Consider the following 20306-nt stretch of genomic DNA (forward strand, 5'->3'; position numbering starts at 1 on the left):
GTTCTGGGGGAACCGTTGGAGGGGTGAGGGATGAGGGGGCTTCGGTGGAGTTTGATGATCTTGCCTTTGTGGAGGGCAGCGCGGAACATGGGGGAGACCGCAAGGGAGCCTCGATGATCGAGATCTGGCCGGGCGACCCCTATCCGCTCGGGGCCACCTACGACGGGGCGGGCACCAACTTCGCCCTGTACACCGAACTGGCCGACGGGGTCGAGCTGTGCCTGTTCGACGACGGCGGCACCGAGTCACAGGTGCCGCTGAGCGAGGTCGACGGCTTCATCTGGCACGGCTACCTGCCCGGCGTCGGCCCGGGCCAGCGCTACGGCTTCCGGGTGCACGGGCCCTACGACCCGGGCAGGGGGCTGCGGTGCAACCCGGCCAAGCTGCTGCTCGACCCGTACGCCAAGGCCATCGAGGGCAGGATCACCTGGAACGAGGCGGTCTACGGCTACCGGTTCGGCCAGCCCGACAGCCGCAACGACCTGGACTCGGCGCCCTACGTCCCGAGGTCGATCGTGACGAACCCGTTCTTCGGGTGGGGCCACGATCGCCCGCCGGCCACGCCGTACCACGACACGGTGATCTACGAGGCGCACGTGCGGGGGCTGACCATCGCCCACCCCAAGATCCCCGACCAGATCAGGGGCACGTACGCGGCACTCGGCCACCCGGAGATCCTCGACCACCTGACCAGGCTGGGCGTGACGGCGCTCGAGCTGATGCCGGTGCACCAGTTCGTCGCCGACGACATCCTGGAGCAGCGCGGGCTCAGCAACTACTGGGGCTACAACTCGATCGGCTACTTCGCCCCGCACAGCCTGTACTCCAGCCAGGGCCAGCTCGGCGGCCAGGTGCTGGAGTTCAAGGCGATGGTCAGGGCGCTACACGAGGCGGGCATCGAGGTCATCCTGGACGTCGTCTACAACCACACGGCCGAGGGCAACCACCTGGGGCCCACGCTCGGCTTCCGCGGCATCGACAACCCGAACTACTACCGGCTGGTCGACAACGACCCCCGGTACTACCTCGACACGACGGGCACCGGCAACAGCCTGAACATGCGCTCACCGCACTCCCTGCAGCTGATCATGGATTCGCTGCGGTACTGGGTGACGGACATGCACGTCGACGGGTTCCGCTTCGACCTGGCCTCGACGCTGGCCAGGGAACTGCACGAGGTGGACCGGCTGAGCTCGTTCTTCGACCTGGTCCAGCAGGATCCGGTGCTGTCGCAGGTCAAGCTCATCGCCGAGCCGTGGGACGTGGGGCCTGGCGGATACCAGGTGGGCAACTTCCCCTCCAGGTGGACCGAGTGGAACGGGCGCTACCGCGACACCATCCGCGACCTGTGGCGCGGCCAGCCCGCCACGCTGCCCGAGTTCGGCTCCAGGTTCACCGGCTCCAGCGACCTCTACCAGGACGACAGCCGCCGCCCGGCCGCCTCGATCAACTTCGTCACCTGCCACGACGGGTTCACTCTGCAGGACCTGGTCTCCTACAACGGCAAGCACAACGAGGCCAACAAGGAGGACAACCGCGACGGCACCGACGACAACCGCTCGTGGAACTGCGGCGCCGAGGGCCAGGACGCCGGCGCGTCCGTGGTCGCGCTGCGCGAGCAGCAGAAGCGCAACTTCCTGACCACGCTGTTCCTGTCGCAGGGCGTGCCGATGCTCTCCCACGGCGACGAGCTCGGGCGCACGCAGCAGGGCAACAACAACGCCTATTGCCAGGACAACGAGCTGAGCTGGGTCGACTGGTCGGACGTGCGGGAGAACTGGCTGCTGCTCGAGTTCACCCAGCGCCTGGCCGAACTGCGCAAGAAGCACCCGGTCTTCCGCCGCAGGCGCTTCTTCTACGGCAAGCCGGTGCGCGGGCTCAGCGACGTCGCCTGGCTCAAACCGGAGGGCTCCACGATGACCGACGCCGACTGGAACACCGGCTACGCCAAGTCGCTCGCCGTCTTCCTGAACGGCGAGGCCATCACCGAACCCGACCGGCGCGGCCGCAGGATCGTGGACGACTCGTTCCTGTTGCTGTTCAACGCGCACTACGACACGATCAGGTTCACGATCCCCAAGGACTACGGCGAGATGTGGCAGACCGAGATCGACACAGCCATGCCGATCAGCGTGGAGGTCCGCACCTGCCGGGCCGGCGAAGGAGTCCCGGTGCCGGGCCGCAGCGTGCGGGTGCTGCGCCGTGTCTGACCCGACCTCGACGTATCGCGTCCAGCTGACCCCCGCCTTCGGCTTCGACCGGCTCGCCGAGATCGTCCCCTACCTGCGCGATCTGGGCGTCAGCCACGTCTACCTGTCGCCGATCCTGCAGTCGACGCCCGGCTCGCTGCACGGCTACGACGTTACGGATCAGTCCAGGATCCGCGAGGAGTTCGGCGGCGCGAAGGGCTTCCGCCGGCTGGCCGAGACCCTGGCGGCGCACGATCTCGGCCTCGTCCTGGACCTCGTGCCCAACCACATGAACACCGAGAACCCGCGCTTCCTCGAGGTGCTGCGGGACGGCCCGGCCTCGCCGTACGCGAAGTGGTTCGACCTGGACTGGCAGGAGGGGAAGATCGCGGTCCCCGGCATCCGCCCGCCGGGCGAGCACGCCAGGCCGGTCGACTTCCGCGAGGGGCCCGGCTACCGGCGCTTCTTCGACGTGTCCTCGCTGATCGGGCTGCGGGTCGAGGACCCCGAGGTGCTCCAGGCCACGCACGAGGTGATCTTCTGGCTGCTCGACGAGGGCATGGTCGACGGCCTGCGGGTGGACCACCCCGACGGGCTGGCCGATCCGCGCGGCTACCTGCGCACGCTGCGGGCCAGGTCGGGCGGCGTGTGGACGGTCGTGGAGAAGATCCTCATCGGCGACGAGCGCCTCCAGGACGACTGGCCGTGCGAGGGCACCACCGGCTACGAGGTGCTCAACCGCGTCAACGGCCTGTTCGTCGACCCCGCGGGCAGGGCGCCGCTGGTCGAGCTGTTCACCGGCCTGACCGGGCAGCCCGCCGGCTACTCCGAGGTCGAGGCGCGCGCCAAGCGCGAGGTCATCGACCTGTTCTTCGCCGCCGAGGTCGACCGCCTGGCCAGGGCCACCGGCTGCGAGGCCGAGCCGATCAGGGAACTGCTGGCGGCCATGCCCGTCTACCGCGCCTACGTCAACCCCGGCGAGCCCCCGCCGGCCGCCTCCGTCGAGATCGTCGAGAAGGCCGCCGCCCGCTGCTCTCCCGCCGTCGCCCCGCTCGTCCAGCAGGTCCTGTACGGCCCTGCCGAGGCGGTCACCCGCTTCCAGCAGACGACGGGACCCGTCATGGCCAAGGGCGTGGAGGACACCGCGCTCTACCGCTGGTACCCGCTGGCCTGCCTGAACGAGGTGGGCGGCGAGCCCGACGCGTTCGGCGTGACCGTGCGTGAGTTCCACGACTTCTGCGGCGGGATGCGGCCCAGGACGATGACCACGCTGTCCACGCACGACACCAAGCGCTCGGAGGACGTCCGCGCCCGGCTGTCGGTGCTGTCGGAGCTGCCCGCGCCGTGGGCGGCCGCGGTGACGGACTGGTCGCGGGCCGTCGGCTTCGACCCGCTGCTGGACTACCTCGGCTGGCAGAACCTGATGGCGGCCTGGCCGATCTCGCTCGACCGCTTCACCGCCTACCTGCTCAAGGCCGCCCGCGAGGCCAAGACCCACATCTCCTGGGTCAATCCGGACCCCGCCTACGAGGAGGGCGTCCGCGACTTCGCGCGGCGGGCCCTCGAGCTGCCCGTGGGGGAGTTCACGGCCAGGATCGACCCCTTCGCCCAGGTCAACTCGCTGGGCGCCAAGCTGGTGCAGCTGATGATGCCCGGCGTGCCCGACGTCTACCAGGGCAACGAGGTGACCGACTTCTCCCTGGTCGACCCGGACAACCGGCGGCCCGTCGGCTACCCGCCCGTGCCCGTGACCGGGTGGGACGCGGCCAAGCTGCGCGTCACCACGCAGGCGTTGCGCCTGCGGCGCCGGTTGGACGCGGCCGCGCCGTACCAGCCGCTGTACGCCGAGGGGGAGGCGGCCGAGCACGCGATCGCCTTCGCCCGCTCCGGGGAGCGCGTGCGCGCGGTGGCCGTGGCGACCCGGCTGCCCGTGGGCCTGGCCAGGCGTGCCGACCCGGGGGCCGAGTGGCCCGACCCGGCGCGCCTGCGGCACGGCTGGGGCGCCACCGCGTTGACGTTGCCCCGTGGCGCGTGGCGGGATCTGCTCACCGGAGGGCTCTACACCGGGCGGATCCCGCTCGCGCACCTGCTCGGTCAGCATTCCGTCGCACTCCTGGAGAGTCATGATCTTTGAGGTCTGGGCGCCGCGAGCCAGTGTGGTCGAGGTCGAGGTCCAGGGGACGCGTCACCCCATGCGTCCGGGGCTGGAGGGCTGGTGGTCGGCCGACGTGCCGGCGGCCGGGCACGGCGACCGGTACGGGTTCGTGCTCGACGGCGACGGGCCCTACCCCGACCCGCGTTCGCGGCGGCAGCCCGAGGGCGTCTTCGGCCCGAGCGCCGCCTACGACCACGCCCGCTTCACCTGGTCCGACCACGAGTGGACGGGACGTGACCTGCGCGGCTCGGTGATCTACGAGCTGCACGTGGGAACCTTCACCACGGCGGGCACCTTCGAGGCGGCCGTCGAGAAGCTGGACCACCTGGTCGAGCTGGGCGTCGACCTGGTCGAGCTGATGCCGGTCGCCCCCGTCCCCGGCGGGCGCAACTGGGGCTACGACGGCGTCGACCTCTACGCCGTCAACGAGACCTACGGTGGGCCCGATGGGCTGAAGTCGTTCGTGGACGCCTGCCACCAGGCGGGGATCGGCGTGATCCTGGACGTCGTCTACAACCACCTGGGGCCGTCGGGCAACTTCCTGCACCCGTTCGGGCCGTACTTCGGCGGGTTCGCGGGCAGCTACTGGGGCGAGGCGGTCAACCTGGACGGTCCCGGCTCCGACCAGGTCAGGCGCTACTTCATCGACAACGCGCTGCAGTGGCTGCGCGACTACCACGCCGACGGGCTGCGCCTGGACGCGGTGCACGCCCTGCACGACAGTCGCGCCAGGCACCTGCTGGCCGAGCTGTCGGCGGAGGTGGACGCGCTGGCCTGCTCGGTCGGGCGGCCGCTGTCGCTGATCGCGGAGTCGGACCTGAACGATCCCCGCATGGTCGGCTCGCTGGACGCCGGCGGGATGGGCATGACCGCCCAGTGGGACGACGACGTGCACCACGCCCTGCACACGGCGGTCTCGGGGGAGAGCCACGGGTACTACGCCGACTTCGCCGACCTCTCGGCGCTGGCCAAGGTGCTCACGGACGGGGTCTTCCACGACGGGTCGCACTCCAGCTTCCGCGGGCGCGCGCACGGCCGGCCGTACACCGGGGTTCCTGGGCACCGGCTGGTGTGCTGCCTGCAGAACCACGACCAGATCGGCAACCGGCCGCGCGGCGACCGGCTGACGATGACCGCGCTCAAGCTCGGCGCCGGGCTGCTGTTGACTTCGCCCTTCACTCCGATGCTGTTCATGGGTGAGGAGTGGGGGGCGCGCACCCCGTTCCTGTTCTTCTCCGACCACGTCGAGCCGGCGCTGCGCGAGGGCGAGGCGGCCCGCAGGCAGCGCGAGTTCGAGGGGTTCGGCTACGACTGGGACGCGCCCGATCCGTCGGACGAGGAGACGTTCCTGCGGTCCAAGCTCGACTGGAGCGAGCTGAAGGACGAGGAGCACTGGTCGCTGCTGTGCTGGTACCGCGATCTGATCGCGCTGCGCAAGGCTCTGCCAGAACTATCTGACCCTCGCCTTGACACGATTCGAGTGGAGACGGAGCCCCTCGGAAAATGGCTGGTCATGTGGCGCAGCTCACTTTGCGTGACTGTAAATTTTTGTCCTGATTCTGTGACATTGCCACTACCTGACGGTGTTGTCCTACTTGCCTCCGATGATCCTGTATCCGCAGGTCAGGACGGCCTGCACCTGCCCGGTCAGAGCATGGCGATCTACCGCCCGGTGATCTGACCGTTATAGTCAACAGTTGCCCACCGTGACGTTTGCACGGTTATTCTGCTGCCCGTCCGTCATGAACGCGTCAAGTGACTTTCCCACTTCGCGAGACGGCGTTTTCCTGAGGCGGGGGCGCCTTTCCTTAACCATGACCCCCGTTTGGTGCGAACGGAGGGCGATGGGCAAGTACCTGCTGCGCAGGTTCGCGGTCAACCTGCTTCTTGTGGTGATCGCGGCCAGTCTGGCCTATCTCCTCGCCGCGTCGAGCATCAATCCGCGAGCCAACTACGAGCAGCGCAACCCGCGCCCTCCTGCGGCCGTCGTCGAGGCGACGCTGACCCAGTACAACATCAACGACAAGACGCCGATCCTGCAGCGCTACGCCACCTGGGTGTCCGGCGTGGTGCACGGCGACTTCGGCAGGACCTGGGACGGCGGTTCCGTCAACGCCGAGATGGGCCGGCGCGTGGGAGTGAGCCTGCGCCTGCTGCTGGTGGGAACGATCCTGGGCTCGGCGATCGGCGTCGCGGTCGGCGCCTTCGCCGCGGTGCGGCAGTACAAGATCAGCGACAAGGCCATCGGCGTCAGCTCATTCGTGATCATGGCCGTGCCGGTCTTCGTCATCGGAACGATGCTGACGATCATCGCGGTCAACATCAACGACGCGGCCGGGACCAAGGTCTTCGAGTACCTGGGTGAGTACAACCCGGCGCTGTCCGGCTGGGCGCAGTTCACCAACCGGCTGAACCACCTGATCCTGCCGACGATCGCGCTGTGCCTGGGGCAGATCGCCTTCTACAGCCGCATCCAGCGCAACATGATGCTCGACGTGCTCGGCCAGGACTTCGTCCGCACCGCGATGGCCAAGGGCCTGCGGCGCAGGACCGCGCTGTTCAAGCACGCGCTGCGCACCGCGCTCATCCCCGCGGCCACCTACTTCGCCTTCGCCTTCGGCACGCTGCTGACCGGGGCCACGTTCACCGAGAAGATCTTCAACTGGCACGGCATGGGCGCCTGGCTGGTCGACTCGATCAACGCGCACGACGTCAATTCGGTGGCCGCGGTCAACGTCTTCGCCGCCGTCTGCATCCTCTTCGCCGGGCTGCTCTCCGATGTGATCATCGCGGCCCTCGACCCCAGGGTTCGGGTGAGCTAGTTGCGTCGCAAGGTAGTCATCGGTCGCCTGCTGCGTAACAGGCAGGCGCAGTTCGGGCTGGCGGGCGTGCTGCTCCTGCTGCTGCTGGCCTACGTGGGCCCGCTGTTCGGCCCCTACGACTGGGGCGACAAGGACTTCCTCAACTTCCTGTCGCCGCCGTCCGGCGACCACTGGTGGGGCACCACCCAGATCGGCCAGGACGTCTACGCCGTCACCCTGCACGGCATGCAGAAGTCGATCATCATCGGCCTGCTCGTCGCGCTGATCTCGACCGGCATGGCCGCGATCGTGGGCGCCACCGCCGGATACTTCGGCGGCTGGGTCGACCGGGTGCTCACCTTCGGCGTCGACCTGCTGCTCGTGCTGCCCAGCTTCCTGATCATCGCGATCATCTCGCCCCGGCTGAAGGGCGGATCCTGGCTCTGGTTCGTGGTGCTGCTCGCGGCCTTCTCCTGGATGATCACCGACCGGGTCGTGCGCAGCCTGACGATCTCGCTGCGCGACCGGGAGTACATCCAGGCCGCCCGGTACATGGGCATCCCCGGCTGGCGGATCATCCTGCGGCACGTCGTGCCGAACCTGGCCTCGCTGCTCATCATCGACGCGACGCTCAACGTCAGCGCCGCGGTCCTCGGCGAGACGGGACTGTCCTACTTCGGATTCGGTGTCCAGCCACCCGACGTCTCGCTCGGCACACTGATCGCCGACGGCAGCGACAAGGTCACCGGATACCCCTGGCTGTTCCTCTTCCCCGCGGGGCTGCTCGTGCTGCTGGTACTCAGCGTCAACCTCTTTGGCGACGGCCTGCGTGACGCGCTCGACCCGGGGAGCAACTCATGACCATCCTTGACGTTCGGGACCTCACCGTCACCTTCAAGGGCGGGATCGAGGCCGTGCGCGGCGTCAGCTACCAGCTGTCCCGCGGCGAGGTGCTCGGCATCGTCGGCGAGTCCGGCTCGGGCAAGTCGGTGACCTCGCTGGCCGTGATGGGCCTGCTGCCGACCAGCGCCGTGGTCAGCGGCTCGGCCAAGCTGCACGGGCAGGAACTGCTCGGCATGCCGGAGGACGAGATCATCCGGCTGCGCGGCAAGACCGTCAGCATGATCTTCCAGGACCCGCTGTCGGCCTTCACCCCCGTCTACACGATCGGGGACCAGATCGCCGAGGCCGTGCGCATCCACCAGAAGATGGGCAGGGACAAGGCCGCCAAGAAGGCCGTCGAACTGCTCGACCTGGTCGGGATCCCGCACCCGGGCGTGCGCGCCAAGTCGTTCCCGCACGAGTTCTCCGGCGGCATGCGGCAGCGGGCGATGATCGCCATGGCCATCGCCAACGACCCCGACGTGATCATCTGCGACGAGCCCACCACCGCGCTCGACGTCACCATCCAGGCGCAGGTCCTCGAGGTGCTCAAGACCGCCCAGGAGGAGACGGGCGCGGGCATCGTGATGATCACTCACGACCTGGGCGTCGTGGCCGGCATGGCCGACCGCGTGCTGGTGATGTACGCCGGCAAGCCGGTCGAGCAGGGCACGGTGGACGACATCTACTACCGGCCCCGCATGCCGTACACGATGGGACTGCTCGCGTCGATCCCGCGGATCGACGGCGAGGAGGGGCCGCTGGTGCCGATCGAGGGCAACCCGCCCTCGCCGTCGGCACTTCCGCCCGGCTGCCCGTTCGCGCCGCGCTGCCCGATGCGGGTGGACGCCTGCCAGGAGGAGGAGCCCGAGCTCGTCGAGATCAGCGGTGGCAGGCACGTGGCCTGCATCCGCTCGCGCGAGATCGAGCACAAGGGCCTGACCGGCGCCGACGTCTTCCCCGTGCCGGTGATCCCGGCCAGCGAGATCGTGCGCGTGCCGCGCGAGCATCGCGAGACCGTGCTCGAGCTCAACGACCTGGTCAAGCACTTCCCGCTGATGAAGGGCGCGGTGTTCAAGCGCCGCGTGGGCACCGTGCACGCGGTCGACGGCATCAGCTTCGACATCGCCGAGGGCGAGACGCTGGCGCTGGTGGGCGAGTCCGGCTGCGGCAAGACCACCACGCTGCAGCAGATCATGCAGCTGGAGGCGCCGCAGAGCGGCCGGATCGTGGTGCTCGGCAAGGACAGCTCCGCGCTGGACCGGGCCTCGCGCAAGGCGCTGCGCAGGGACCTGCAGATCGTCTTCCAGGACCCGATGGCCGCGCTCGACCCCCGCATGCCGGTCGGCGACATCGTCGCCGAGCCGCTGCGCGCCCACGGCAGGAAGGACATCGCCAGGCGCGTGTCCGAGCTGCTCGAGCTGGTCGGGCTGTCGCCCGAGCACGCCGAGCGCTACCCGCAGCAGTTCTCCGGCGGCCAGCGCCAGCGCATCGGCATCGCCAGGGCGCTCGCGCTGGAGCCGAAGGTGCTGGTGCTCGACGAGCCGGTCTCCGCGCTCGACGTCTCCATCCAGGCGGGCGTGATCAACCTGCTGGAGGAGCTGAAGACCACGCTCGGGCTGTCGTACCTGTTCGTGGCGCACGACCTGGCCGTCGTCCGCCACCTGGCCGACCGCGTCGCCGTCATGTACCTGGGGCGCATCGCGGAGATCGGCTCGGTGGAGGACGTCTACGACCGGCCCGCCCACCCCTACACGCAGGCGCTGCTGTCGGCGATCCCGCTGCCCGACCCCGAGGTGGAGCGCTCACGCAAGCGCATCCTCCTCGAAGGCGACCTGCCCAGCCCGGCCGACCCGCCCTCGGGTTGCCGCTTCCGCACCCGCTGCCCGAAGTTCGCCCGCCTGACGGAGGGCCAGCAGCAGCAGTGCGTCACCCAGGAACCTGCCGTTACCCGGCTTGCGAACGCCGCCGATCACGGGGCCGCCTGCCACTACGCGGAGGAGATCGAGGTCATTCCGGCCTCGAACGATCAGGAGGAAGTGTGAAGGTTCGTTACCGGGTCGCGGTTGGCGCCGCGATCCTCGCCATGGCCGTTTCGGCATGCGGCGGCGGCAGCGCGGACAAGAACAAGCCGAACGCCCAGTCCTCGCAGGAGGCACAGAAGCAGGCGGCCGATCTGCCCGGCGCGACGATCAACGCGGTCGCCTACGACCAGGTCAAGCAGGGCGGAACGATCCAGCTGGCGCTGACGGCGTGGCACAACCAGTGGAACTACCACGAGCTCGACGGCACGCACGCGGACGTCAACGCCGTCATCGAGCCGCTCATGCCCACGACCATGCTCGTGGACGACAAGGGCACGGTGACCAACGACCCGAACTTCATCTCCGAAGAGAAGATGGACAACTCCTCGGGCAAGCAGGTCGTCACCTACAAGATCAACGAGAAGGCGGTGTGGTCGGACGGCAAGCCGATCAGCGCCCAGGACTTCATCTCCCAGTGGAAGGCCCTCAAGGGGACCGACAAGAAGTTCAAGGTCTCCTCGTCCGAGGGTTACGACAAGATCGCCGACGTCAAGCAGGGTGCCACGGAGAAGGACGTCATCGTCACCTACTCCGTGAACTACCCCGACTACACCGGTCTGTTCGCGCCGCTGTACCCGGCCTCGACCACCGGTGACCCGGCTGTCTTCAACAAGGGCTGGGCCGACGGGTTCCCCGTCACCGCCGGTCCGTTCAAGGTGGACAAGGTCGACCAGACGGCCAAGACCCTCACTCTGGTCCCGAACGACAAGTGGTGGGGCCAGAAGCCCAAGCTCGACAAGATCATCTTCCGGGTCGTGGACTCCTCGGCGACCACCAACGCCTTCGCCAACGGCGAGCTCGACGCCGTCGAGATCCCCTCGAACTCCGCCGACCTCAAGCGGGCCAAGGAGATCCCCGGCGCCGACGTCCGCAAGGCCGCCGCGCCGTTCCAGCGCCACTTCACCGTCAACGCCAGCAGCCCGATGCTCCAGGACGTCAAGGTCCGCCAGGCCGTGTCCATGAGCATCAACCGCGACGTCATCGCCCAGTCCGACCTGAAGGACATGGACTGGCCGGTGCAGACGCTCGGCAACCACTTCTACGTCAACACGCAGAAGGGCTACCAGGACAACACCGAGCCTTACGCGCAGTACCACCCCGACAAGGCCAAGCAGCAGCTCGACGAGGCCGGCTGGAAGATGGACGGGGAGTACCGCAAGAAGGACGGCAAGGTCCTCACGCTGCGCTGCATCGTCCCGAACTACGCGCTGTCCAAGCAGGAGTGCGAGCTCGCCCAGGCGATGCTGAAGGAGGTCGGCGTCAAGGTCGACGTCCAGACGGTCTCCGACGACGACCAGTTCCCCAAGTACATCACCCCGGGTAACTTCGAGCTCGCGCCGTTCACCTGGCTGGGCACGCCGTACCCGATCTCCTCCTCGTCGAACATCTACAAGAGCATCAAGGCGGGCGTCGAGGACCCGGGCCAGAACTTCGCCCGCGTCGGCAGCGCCGACCTCGACGCCAAGATGGACGCGGCCAAGACCGAGCTCGACGCGGCCAAGGCCGTCCAGCTCGCCAACGAGGCGGACAAGATGATCTGGGAAGAGGTGCACACGATCATGCTGTACCAGCGCCCCGAGATCTACGCCGCCAAGAAGACCCTGGCCAACTATGGCGCCTTCGGCTTCAAGAGCAAGGACTGGACGTCGGTCGGCTTCACCGGCTAACCCCTCCACTCCCAAGGCAGGCCCCGACCCCTCCCGGCCGGGGCCTTCCCCTTTTTCACCCCTTCCCCCACTCGCCACAGCCCCCGCCACGACCCGCCCCTGCCACAGCCCGCCCCCGCCACAGCCTCCGCCCTCTGCACGCCTTTACCCCTGGCCGTAGCCCCGCCTACCGCCACAGCCTGGGCCCCTGCCACCGCCAGACCGCCACCGCAGCCCTGCCTCTGCCACAGCCCCCTGCTACGACCCGCCCTCCACCGCAGCCCGCCGCCCAGCGCAGTCCCGCCCTCTGCGCACCTTCGCCCCCTCTGCCATGGCCCCGCCTACCGTCACAGCCTGGCTCCCCGCCACCGCCTCGCCTCTGGCCACAACCCGGCTCCTGCAGCCCCTCCCACGGCCTCGCCCCCGGGCTCCAGTCGTATTCCTATCTCCCGCCACAGCCCGGGCCCCCGCCGCCTGCCCGCCAACCGCAGCCCTGCCCGTGCCACAGCCCTTCCAGCGTCCCCCACGGCCCCGCCACCGTCCGGCCCACGGGCTTCACGTACTCCGTGCCCGCGTCCCGCACTCCCCGCGTGGCGCCTCGCTCCCGCCTCTCTCGGGTGGTGGCTCGCGCTCTGGCAGGTCCTGTACGGCCGGCCGTATCCACAGCTGTAGGACGCGATCACGGCGTTATCCACAGAACCGCGCTCTGCTCCACCCGAGCACCCGAAGTTTGCCGATCCTGGGGCCTCACCCCACCCACCCGGAGGCCCACATGACGATCACCCTGCCCCTACCCACCCAGCTGACCTCGACATTCGTCGTAGCCGTCGAACGCACCCCCGCCGCCCTGGAGACCATCGCCCCCTGGCGCGTCGCCGCGCCGTACCGCAGAGCCGCCCTCGAGGCCTACGGCACACCCGCCCTACGCGTGACCCGCCAGCGCTCGCAGTGGAAACCCATCGGCATCACGCTGGGCGAGGAGGATCGCCGCCTGCTCCGCCGTACCCGACATCACCTGCTCGTCACGACCACGTGCCCCCCGCAGGAGTTGCCCCACAACCTCCAGGTGGCCCGCGCCACCGCCAGAGCCCTGGCCAAGGAATACTCCGGCCTGGTGATCGACCCCATCGCGGGCACGCCGGTCCTGAGCTGCGACCGCTGCGTGGGCGAGCCCGCCGACTTCCGCCTGGCCGACGACTGGCTCGGCTGGGACGTCCAGATCCACGACGACGCCACCTGCCCGCCCTGGGATCCCGCGGGCACGGGTTCCTGCGCGTGCCTCCGCGTGACCTCCCGCGGCCTGAGTCGCTTCGCCCTCCCGGAGATCACCCTCGACGGCGCCGCCTGCGCCCACAACCTGTGCGCGATGAACCTCCTCCGCACAGTCGCCACCCGCCTCCTCGCAGACCACCTCACCTTCCTCACCACCCACCCCACCGCCACAGAACGCACCATCAACGACCATCTCCGCATAGACCAGGCCTTCTTCCCCGGCGGCCCACCCTTCAACGTCCACCTAACCCCCTACGCCCCCCAACCCCCCACCCCGTCCCACCTCAGCCCATCCACACCCTCACCCTCCACACCCATAGCCATCAGCCCGTCCGCGCCGGCCACGCTCTCAACCACCGCCAGCCCCGAGGCACCCGCCACCTCACCCACGGTCGCCACCCCGTCGACGCTCTCAACCTCCGCCGACCTCGATGTGCCCGCCGCCTCGCCCACGGTCATCAGCCCGTCCGCGTCGACCACACCCTCAATCTCGGCCAACCCCGCGACGCCGGCCGCCTCGCCCTACTTCGCCACCTCGTGCGCGCCCGCCGCGCTCACTACCTCCTCAGCCCCCGAGGATCCTGCCGCCTTGTACCGGCCTACCAGGTCGACAGAGTTCCCCACCGCCACGCCCATCCCCGACATGCGGCCCGGCTCGGTACGCTCCACCCTTCCGGCTGGCCGTCCCACCACATCGACGACTCAACCCACCGGCCAGGGCCTGGATCCCGAGGCGCCCGCTGCCTCGCCCATATCCGCCACCTCGTGCGCGTCGGCCATGCTCTCGTCCTCCGCCGACCGCGAGGTAGCCGCCGCCTTGTACCTGTCTGCCAGGTCCACAGAGTCCCCCACCGCCACGCCTATCCCCGACATGCGCCCCGGCGCGGTGAGCTCCACGCTTCCGGCTGGCCGTCCCTCCACATCGACGACTCAACCCACCGGCCAGGGCCTGGATCCCGAGGCCGATTCCGATCCTCACCCCGCTGTCGATCCTGCCCGGCACCCTGGCCCGATGGCGTCCACCGTCCCTGCCCGGACCTCTGAAGCTGCGACACCGGAGGCCAGGCGCAGTACTCACCTCAAGGTGGCTCCACCACCACGGCCGGAGCCGATCACGCATCTCAAGGTGGGACCCGCTTCCGGCTCAGGCCAGGTCACCTGTCTGAAGGTCGGACCGCCCTCCGACTTCGCCGGGTCACTCAACGACTGGCTCTGCGCCACCCAGAGCCCAACTCCCGCCCTCGTAGCGTAACCACGCAGGGCTCCGGTCGCCGTAGCCCCCAAGTCGAACAGCCGAGCCCGTTCCCATCCCGATGACCATCGCTGGACTTCGAGTGGATGAGCCTCTCTCATGCCGCGACGACCTCTGCACTTCGAGTGGGCAAGCCCCACCTTGTACGGCGACCATCGCCGGGCGTAGAGCGGACCAGCCGCTCGTTGTGTGGTGACGAGGGGCCCGTCCGATCTCCGGCCGACGGGGAGATCCCGCCGGGGCGGTTGCTGCAGGTCTGCGGCTTCTGCCGGGCGGACAGGAGACGATGTTGCTGGCCATGACGTTGTCGTCGGTGGTGGTCACGGCTGAACTTCGTCAATCCCGGCATGAGCGATTGGATCTTGTCGCCAGTCGGTGACCGGAAGACGATATTGCTGTGACCAGCGGGAGAACCTCGGATTGGCCAGAGACGGTCGGGCGCTTCGGAGCGGTCGGTGCCGTCGTCGCTGGCCTGTCCGGTTGTTGCGTCGGCCTAGTCGTGGGCCTCTTGGGCCTATCCGCCCACCGCTTGGTTTGCGACGTTTGAACTAGGCGCGCCGAGCGGTGGCGCGATCGTGGGGGCAATCGCTGGTGCGATCACCGCGTATTCGCGGGCCCTCACCGTTAACCCGCGAACTCCACGCGGCATTTCCGGATGTATCCCGAATCCGGATGTATCCCGGAACATTGGTGATGCTCGGTACAGTCGTGCGGCCTGCGAACAGTGGTGCTGCAGCGGGTATCGGCTAGAGGCGTGTCGCGGTTCGGACGAGGTCGGCGACGGCTTTGGATCTGCTGTGTGGTGGCCAGGCGATGACGGTCGTGACTGCCGGCGCGTCCGGCACCGGCACGATGGCGTGGTCGTCGCGTAGCTGGTCTCGGAGCGACTCGGGTACGACGGCGCAGGCCAGTCCGAGCGCGATCAGTTGGAACAGTTGGGTATGGTCGCGCACCTGCGGGCCGGGGCCGTCCGGATGGCCGCCATCCCGTCCAGGCCAGCGCGGCAGGGGCAGGTCCGTCTGGGCGTTGACCTCGACCAACGACAGATGCGCCCGGTTGGCGAGGGGATGACCCTTGGGCAGGACCACGACCTGCTGTTCGGTGTGCAGATCCTCGGTGTCGAATCCGGCTGTCGTGTCGTAAGGCCGGTGGAGCAGAGCAACGTCGGCACGCCCGGTGCGCAGCAGACTTTCCGGCTCGCCCGGCCCGCACAACATCACCTCGACTGCCACTGAGCCCGGTTCAGCGGCGTAGGCGTCCAGAAGCTTCGACAACAGTTCCCTGGACGCTCCGGCCTTGGCGGCCAGCACCACACCCGGCTGGTCGCCCGCGGCACGGCGGGTTCGCCGCTCGGCGGCCTCGACCGCGTCGAGCGCGGTCCGGGCCTCCCGCAGCAGCACCGACCCGGCCTCGGTTAAGGCGACGGCGCGAGCAGTGCGGTGCAGCAGAACGACTCCGAGCCGCCGTTCCAGCTGCTGGATCGCCCGCGACAGTGGTGGTTGCGCCATCGCGAGCCGTTGTGCCGCCCGCCCGAAGTGCAACTCCTCGGCGACGGCGACGAAGTATCGCAACTCCCGCGTCTCCACCCGCTCATCGTATCCGGCGCTGACCACGACCAATACCCGTGCGGTATCGCCGCCCACCCGACCGGTCTTGGACGCCCCACCCGAGTCCGCAACATGATCGACGGTATGAGTGAACGGACGATCGCGCTGGTGACCGGCGCGAACAAGGGAATCGGATACGAGATCGCCGCTGGCCTGGGCGCGCTTGGCTGGCGAATCGGTGTGGGCGCGAGGGATCAACAACGCCGCGACACCGCGGTCGAGAAGCTGCGCGCGGCCGGGACCGATGCGTTCGGCGTGCCGCTCGACGTCACCGACGACGCAAGTGTCGCCGCTGCGGCCGAGCTGATCGCCGGCCATGCCGGAGGGCTCGACGTCCTGGTCAACAATGCCGCGATCACCGGCGGCGTGCCACAGACACCGACCACGGTCGAGCCCGCGACCGTGCGAGCTGTCGTGGAAACCAACGTGATCGGCGTCATCCGGGTCACCAACGCGATGCTGCCGATGCTGCGCGGCTCGGCATCACCGCGGATCGTCAACATGTCCAGCAGCGTCGGCTCGCTCGCCCTGCAAACCACCCCCGGCATCGACATGGGCCCGGTTCCCGCCGCCTACTTGGCATCGAAGACCTTCCTCAACGCCCTCACCATCCAATACGTCAAGGAACTGAGCGACACCAACATCCTGATCAACTCCGGCTGCCCCGGCTTCACCGCCACCGACCTCAACGGCTTCCAAGGCGTCCGCACACCACAACAGGGCGCGGCCATCGCGATTCGCCTCGCAACCCTGCCCGACGACGGACCGACCGGCGGATTCTTCGACGACGCCGGAACGGTGCCCTGGTAACAGCCATACCGATACGAACCATTCACGTTCTCGACGTCAGCCGCGCATCGCGCGCCACAGGAGAAGCAAGACAATGACAAAGGCAGTCAGATACGACGAGTTCGGTGGAATCGAGGTGTTGCGGGTCGCCGAGGTCGACCGGCCGGTGCCCGAGTACGGGCAGGTCCTCGTGCGGGTCAAGGCCGCAGGCATCAACCCCGGTGAGGCGGCCATACGCACCGGCGCGATGGCCGACATCTTTCCCTCGACCTTTCCATCCGGGCAGGGCAGCGACCTCGCCGGAGTTGTCGCCGAGGTCGGCGCCGGAGTCGACCGATTCGTGGTCGGCGACGAGGTGATTGGGTTCTCCGAGCGGCGGGCAGCACAGGCCGAGCTGGTCCTGGTCGACGTCGACAACCTCACACCCAAGCCGGACAGCATCTCATGGGAGGTAGCGGGCGGCCTGTACGTCGCCGGAGTGACTGCGTGGGGGGCAGCGCATTCCATACAACTCGACAGCGGGGAGACCGTCGTCATCTCCGCAGCAGCCGGAGGAGTCGGCTCGCTCGCCGTTCAGCTCGCGCGCCGCGCCGGAGCCACGGTCATCGGCCTGGCGAGCGAGCACAACCATGAGTGGCTGCAAACACACGGTGTGATCCCGGTCGCATACGGTGACGGCGTCGCCGATCGGATCAAGGCCGCCGCACCGAGCGGCATCGATGCCTTCATCGACACCTACGGCGGCGGGTACGTCGAACTGGCCCTGGCTCTCGGCGTCGCGGTCGAACGGATCGACACGATCGCCGACTTCGCGGCAGCCGCGAGGTACGGAGTCAAGACCGAACCCGGAACCAACGCCAGACCTGGCGCCGAGGTACTTGCCGAACTGGCCGCCCTGATCGCCGACGGACACCTCGAAGTCCCGATCGCCAACGTCTACCCGCTGACGCAGGTCCGCCAGGCCTACACCGAACTCGAACGCCGACACACCCACGGCAAAATCGTGCTCAGCCCCTAACCGGCACCATGCAACGCAGCGCGCTCGAGGCTCTGCTCAACCGCAGGATGATCCCCGTCGGGACTGTTCGGCCACCTGATTGGCCGCGACAACCCGGACGACACATCCGATATTCGGCAGATCCGCAAGCAAACCTCGCAAGAAGTTCAGACAGCAGGACGCAGGATGCCGCAACTCGCCGCTGTCGGTCGAAGGCAGGCGGCGACTGGTGGAGCGGCGCCGGAGCCGACCGATTTCCCACGTGGCCGCCGAAATGGGCATTTCGCGAGCCACGGCGTCGAAATGGGTGAATCGATACCGGCAGTTCGGCGACCTCGGGTTAGTCGACCGGCCCTCGACGCCGCACCGGCAACCCACCGCGACCCCAGGCGACGTTGTCGTACAGATCGAAACTATGCGCCGCAGCCACAAGTGGTCGGCGGCACGGATCGCCTTCGAACTCAGCCAGCAGGACGTCCCAGTGAGCCGGCGCACGGTCAGCCGGGTGCTCGCACAGCTCCAACTGAATCGGTGACGGTTCATCGACCCGAGCGGTGAGAGCAACCGCGAGCCTCAGCAGATCGTGGCCCGTCGGCCAGGCCACATGGTCCATATCGACGTGAAGAAGGTCGGCCGGATCCCTGACGGCGGCGGCTGGCGCGTCCACGGCAAGAACAGCGCACAAGCCCGAGCCAAAACCCGCGGACGGGCTATGTCTACCTACACTCGGCGATCGACGGCTACTCACGCTTGGCCTACACGGAAGCGCTGCCCAACGAGCAGGCCGTCACCGCCGTAGCTTTCCTCAATCGAGTGCGAGCGTGGTTCGCCGCGCACGGCATCACCCACATCGAGCGAGTAGTTACCGACAACGGCCCCTGCTACACCGCTGCCGCGTTTGCAGCAGCCCTCGAGGGCTCCCGGCATCAGCGGATCACGCCGTACACCCCGAAACACAACGGCAAAATCGAGCGCTACAACCGGATCCTTGCCGAAGAGTTCCTCTACGCCAGAACCTGGACCTCGGAAGACGAGCGACGCGCGGCGATCGAAGTGTGGAACCTGCACTACAACTATCACCGGCCCCACGGAGCTGCCGATGGGCAGCCGCCAGCGTCGCTGGTGCCAGTCCGCGTCGACAACATGCTGGCCTCATACAGCTAGATCCACCGTTTCCGGAACACGCCCCTGTGCATAGAGCGGACCAGCCCCACCTTGCGCGGTGACCATCGCCGCGCGTAGAGCGGACCAGCCGCTCGTGTGTGGTGATGAGCGTTTGGGCTTCAAGAGGGAGAGCCTGTTCTCGTGTGTGGATCGCTGCGCATCGGGTGGGCGAGCCCGTTCTCATGCGGTGACCTCGCGCGGCGGTTCGAGGGGACGAGCAGGTTCTTGTCGCGGTGAGTGTCGCTGCGTGACGTGCCCGTTCTCGTCGTGATGGGCATTGATGTGGGAAGTCGGGTCTCGGGGGTTTCGGTTGGGGGCGGGTGGCTGAGGAACACGGGCCGCGTGCCGTTCGTCGAAAGGGTGTGGATTCATTCGAAGATCTCGACAGCGATCTCCTGGAGACCCGGGAGCGCGTGCGCAGGTTCGACTACCTGGCCGGGCAGCGGACCGCTGCAGGTGGTCAGATCAGGGAGGTCGCCCAGCTGATCGGGAGCCTCGAGACCCAGCTCGCCAAGGAAGAACGCGATGTCACGCGCCTGGAGAAGGGTTTCCGTGGGGTCCTGGCCGGGCTGGTCGGCGCCAAGGAGGAGCACCTCGCGCGCGAACGCGCCGAGGCGGTCGCCGCTGCCGAGCGCCTGCACGGCCAGCGCGCCCGCGTCGTGAGCCTGCAGGCCGACCTCGACGGGATCGAGCGCGAGCTGGCGTCGCTGGCCGGTGCCCACGACGCCTACCAGCGCCTGCTCGCAGAAAAGGAGCGCCGCCTGGTGCAGCTGGGCGACCCGCGCGGCCGCGAGTTGCTCGACCTCACGCGCAAGCTGGCCGACACGGAGTCAGACCTCAAGGAGTACGGCGAGGCCTGGCAAGCCGGTAACGCCGCCGGTCAGGCGCTGAGCCAGGTTCTCGCCCTGCTGGGCGGCGCCCAGGGCGCCTCGACCTGGGACCTCCTGGGCGGCGGCGTCATCTCCGACGCGATCGAGCACGATCGCCTGACGCAGGCGGACCAGGCGGCTTGGCACGCGCAGCGCGCTCTCGACGTGTTCGCACGCGAACTGGCGGACGTCGGCTGGGCCGCCAACCCGCGGCTCCCCAAGGTCGACACCCGCTGGTTCGTGGACACGTTCTTCGACAACATCATCACGGACGCCCTCAAGCACCAGCGCATCAACAAGACCCGCAACGAGGTGGCCTCCACCGCCCAATGGGCCTCCGAGACAACCCGAGCCCTGGCCGCCCACCGAGACCAACTGACCCACCACCGAGCCACCCTCCACCAACAGCGCGAACACCTCCTCACCCGCTAACACCTCACCTGCTAACACCGCCCCCCGCTAACACCGCCCCCCGCACCTCACCGCCTCCCGCTAACACCGCCCCCCGCACCTCACCGCCTCCCGCTAACACCGCCCCGCATCTCACCGCCCCCCGCATCTCACCGCCCCTCGCACCCCACCCCGCCCTAACAGCTGCG

At 68.6% G+C, this 20306-nt stretch carries 12 protein-coding genes and 1 pseudogene; 12 read left to right on the forward strand and 1 reads right to left on the reverse strand.

What is annotated here, in order from left to right:
- Nucleotides 1–113 precede the first annotated feature (113 nt).
- The 8 genes from glgX (at nt 114) to KIK09_RS23250 (ending at nt 14281) form a co-directional block, all read left to right on the forward strand.
- Entirely contained in the window at nt 114–2210 is a 2097-nt protein-coding gene (glgX, locus tag KIK09_RS23215; protein WP_214321370.1) for a glycogen debranching protein GlgX, read from the forward strand.
- Nucleotides 2203–4323, forward strand: coding sequence for a malto-oligosyltrehalose synthase (gene treY, locus KIK09_RS23220; protein WP_214321371.1), 2121 nt, complete (start codon nt 2203–2205; stop codon nt 4321–4323). Before glgX ends, treY begins: the two co-directional genes overlap by 8 nt.
- On the forward strand, nt 4313–6025 hold the full coding sequence (gene treZ / locus KIK09_RS23225) for a malto-oligosyltrehalose trehalohydrolase (RefSeq protein ID WP_214321372.1): 1713 nt from the start codon (nt 4313–4315) through the stop codon (nt 6023–6025). Before treY ends, treZ begins: the two co-directional genes overlap by 11 nt.
- 163 nt (nt 6026–6188) lie before the next feature.
- Complete coding sequence (locus tag KIK09_RS23230; protein ID WP_214321373.1) at nt 6189–7166, forward strand: ABC transporter permease; 978 nt, start codon at nt 6189–6191, stop codon at nt 7164–7166.
- On the forward strand, nt 7167–8006 hold the full coding sequence (locus KIK09_RS23235; protein ID WP_214321374.1) for an ABC transporter permease: 840 nt from the start codon (nt 7167–7169) through the stop codon (nt 8004–8006).
- Nucleotides 8003–10072 (forward strand): ABC transporter ATP-binding protein, encoded by a 2070-nt coding sequence (locus KIK09_RS23240; RefSeq protein ID WP_214321375.1) that lies wholly within the window; start codon nt 8003–8005, stop codon nt 10070–10072. Before KIK09_RS23235 ends, KIK09_RS23240 begins: the two co-directional genes overlap by 4 nt.
- Complete coding sequence (locus KIK09_RS23245; RefSeq protein WP_214321376.1) at nt 10069–11778, forward strand: ABC transporter family substrate-binding protein; 1710 nt, start codon at nt 10069–10071, stop codon at nt 11776–11778. The genes KIK09_RS23240 and KIK09_RS23245 overlap by 4 nt, the downstream gene beginning before the upstream one ends.
- A 751-nt stretch (nt 11779–12529) precedes the next feature.
- Nucleotides 12530–14281 carry a hypothetical protein gene (locus KIK09_RS23250; RefSeq protein WP_214321377.1) on the forward strand — a complete coding sequence of 584 codons (1752 nt, stop codon included), beginning with the start codon at nt 12530–12532 and terminating at the stop codon, nt 14279–14281.
- Nucleotides 14282–15027: 746 nt separating this feature from the next.
- Here KIK09_RS23250 and KIK09_RS23255 read toward each other — a convergent pair.
- A complete protein-coding gene (locus KIK09_RS23255; RefSeq protein WP_031169160.1) occupies nt 15028–15867 on the reverse strand; it encodes a LysR family transcriptional regulator in 840 nt (279 codons plus the stop codon).
- Nucleotides 15868–15972: 105 nt separating this feature from the next.
- On the opposite strand from KIK09_RS23255, the gene KIK09_RS23260 reads away from it, so the two are divergent.
- The 4 genes and pseudogenes from KIK09_RS23260 to KIK09_RS23275 all read left to right on the forward strand — a co-directional run bounded on the left by KIK09_RS23260 (nt 15973) and on the right by KIK09_RS23275 (nt 20139).
- Nucleotides 15973–16698, forward strand: coding sequence for an SDR family NAD(P)-dependent oxidoreductase (locus tag KIK09_RS23260; RefSeq protein ID WP_214321378.1), 726 nt, complete (start codon nt 15973–15975; stop codon nt 16696–16698).
- Between the two features lie 73 nt (nt 16699–16771).
- Entirely contained in the window at nt 16772–17695 is a 924-nt protein-coding gene (locus KIK09_RS23265; protein WP_214321379.1) for an NADP-dependent oxidoreductase, read from the forward strand.
- Between the two features lie 181 nt (nt 17696–17876).
- Nucleotides 17877–18838, forward strand: a pseudogene (locus KIK09_RS23270) (IS481 family transposase).
- A 362-nt stretch (nt 18839–19200) separates the two neighbouring features.
- Complete coding sequence (locus tag KIK09_RS23275) at nt 19201–20139, forward strand: hypothetical protein (RefSeq protein WP_214321380.1); 939 nt, start codon at nt 19201–19203, stop codon at nt 20137–20139.
- Nucleotides 20140–20306 lie beyond the last annotated feature (167 nt).

This window comes from Nonomuraea sediminis, assembly GCF_018531495.1.
Taxonomy (GTDB): domain Bacteria; phylum Actinomycetota; class Actinomycetes; order Streptosporangiales; family Streptosporangiaceae; genus Nonomuraea; species Nonomuraea sediminis.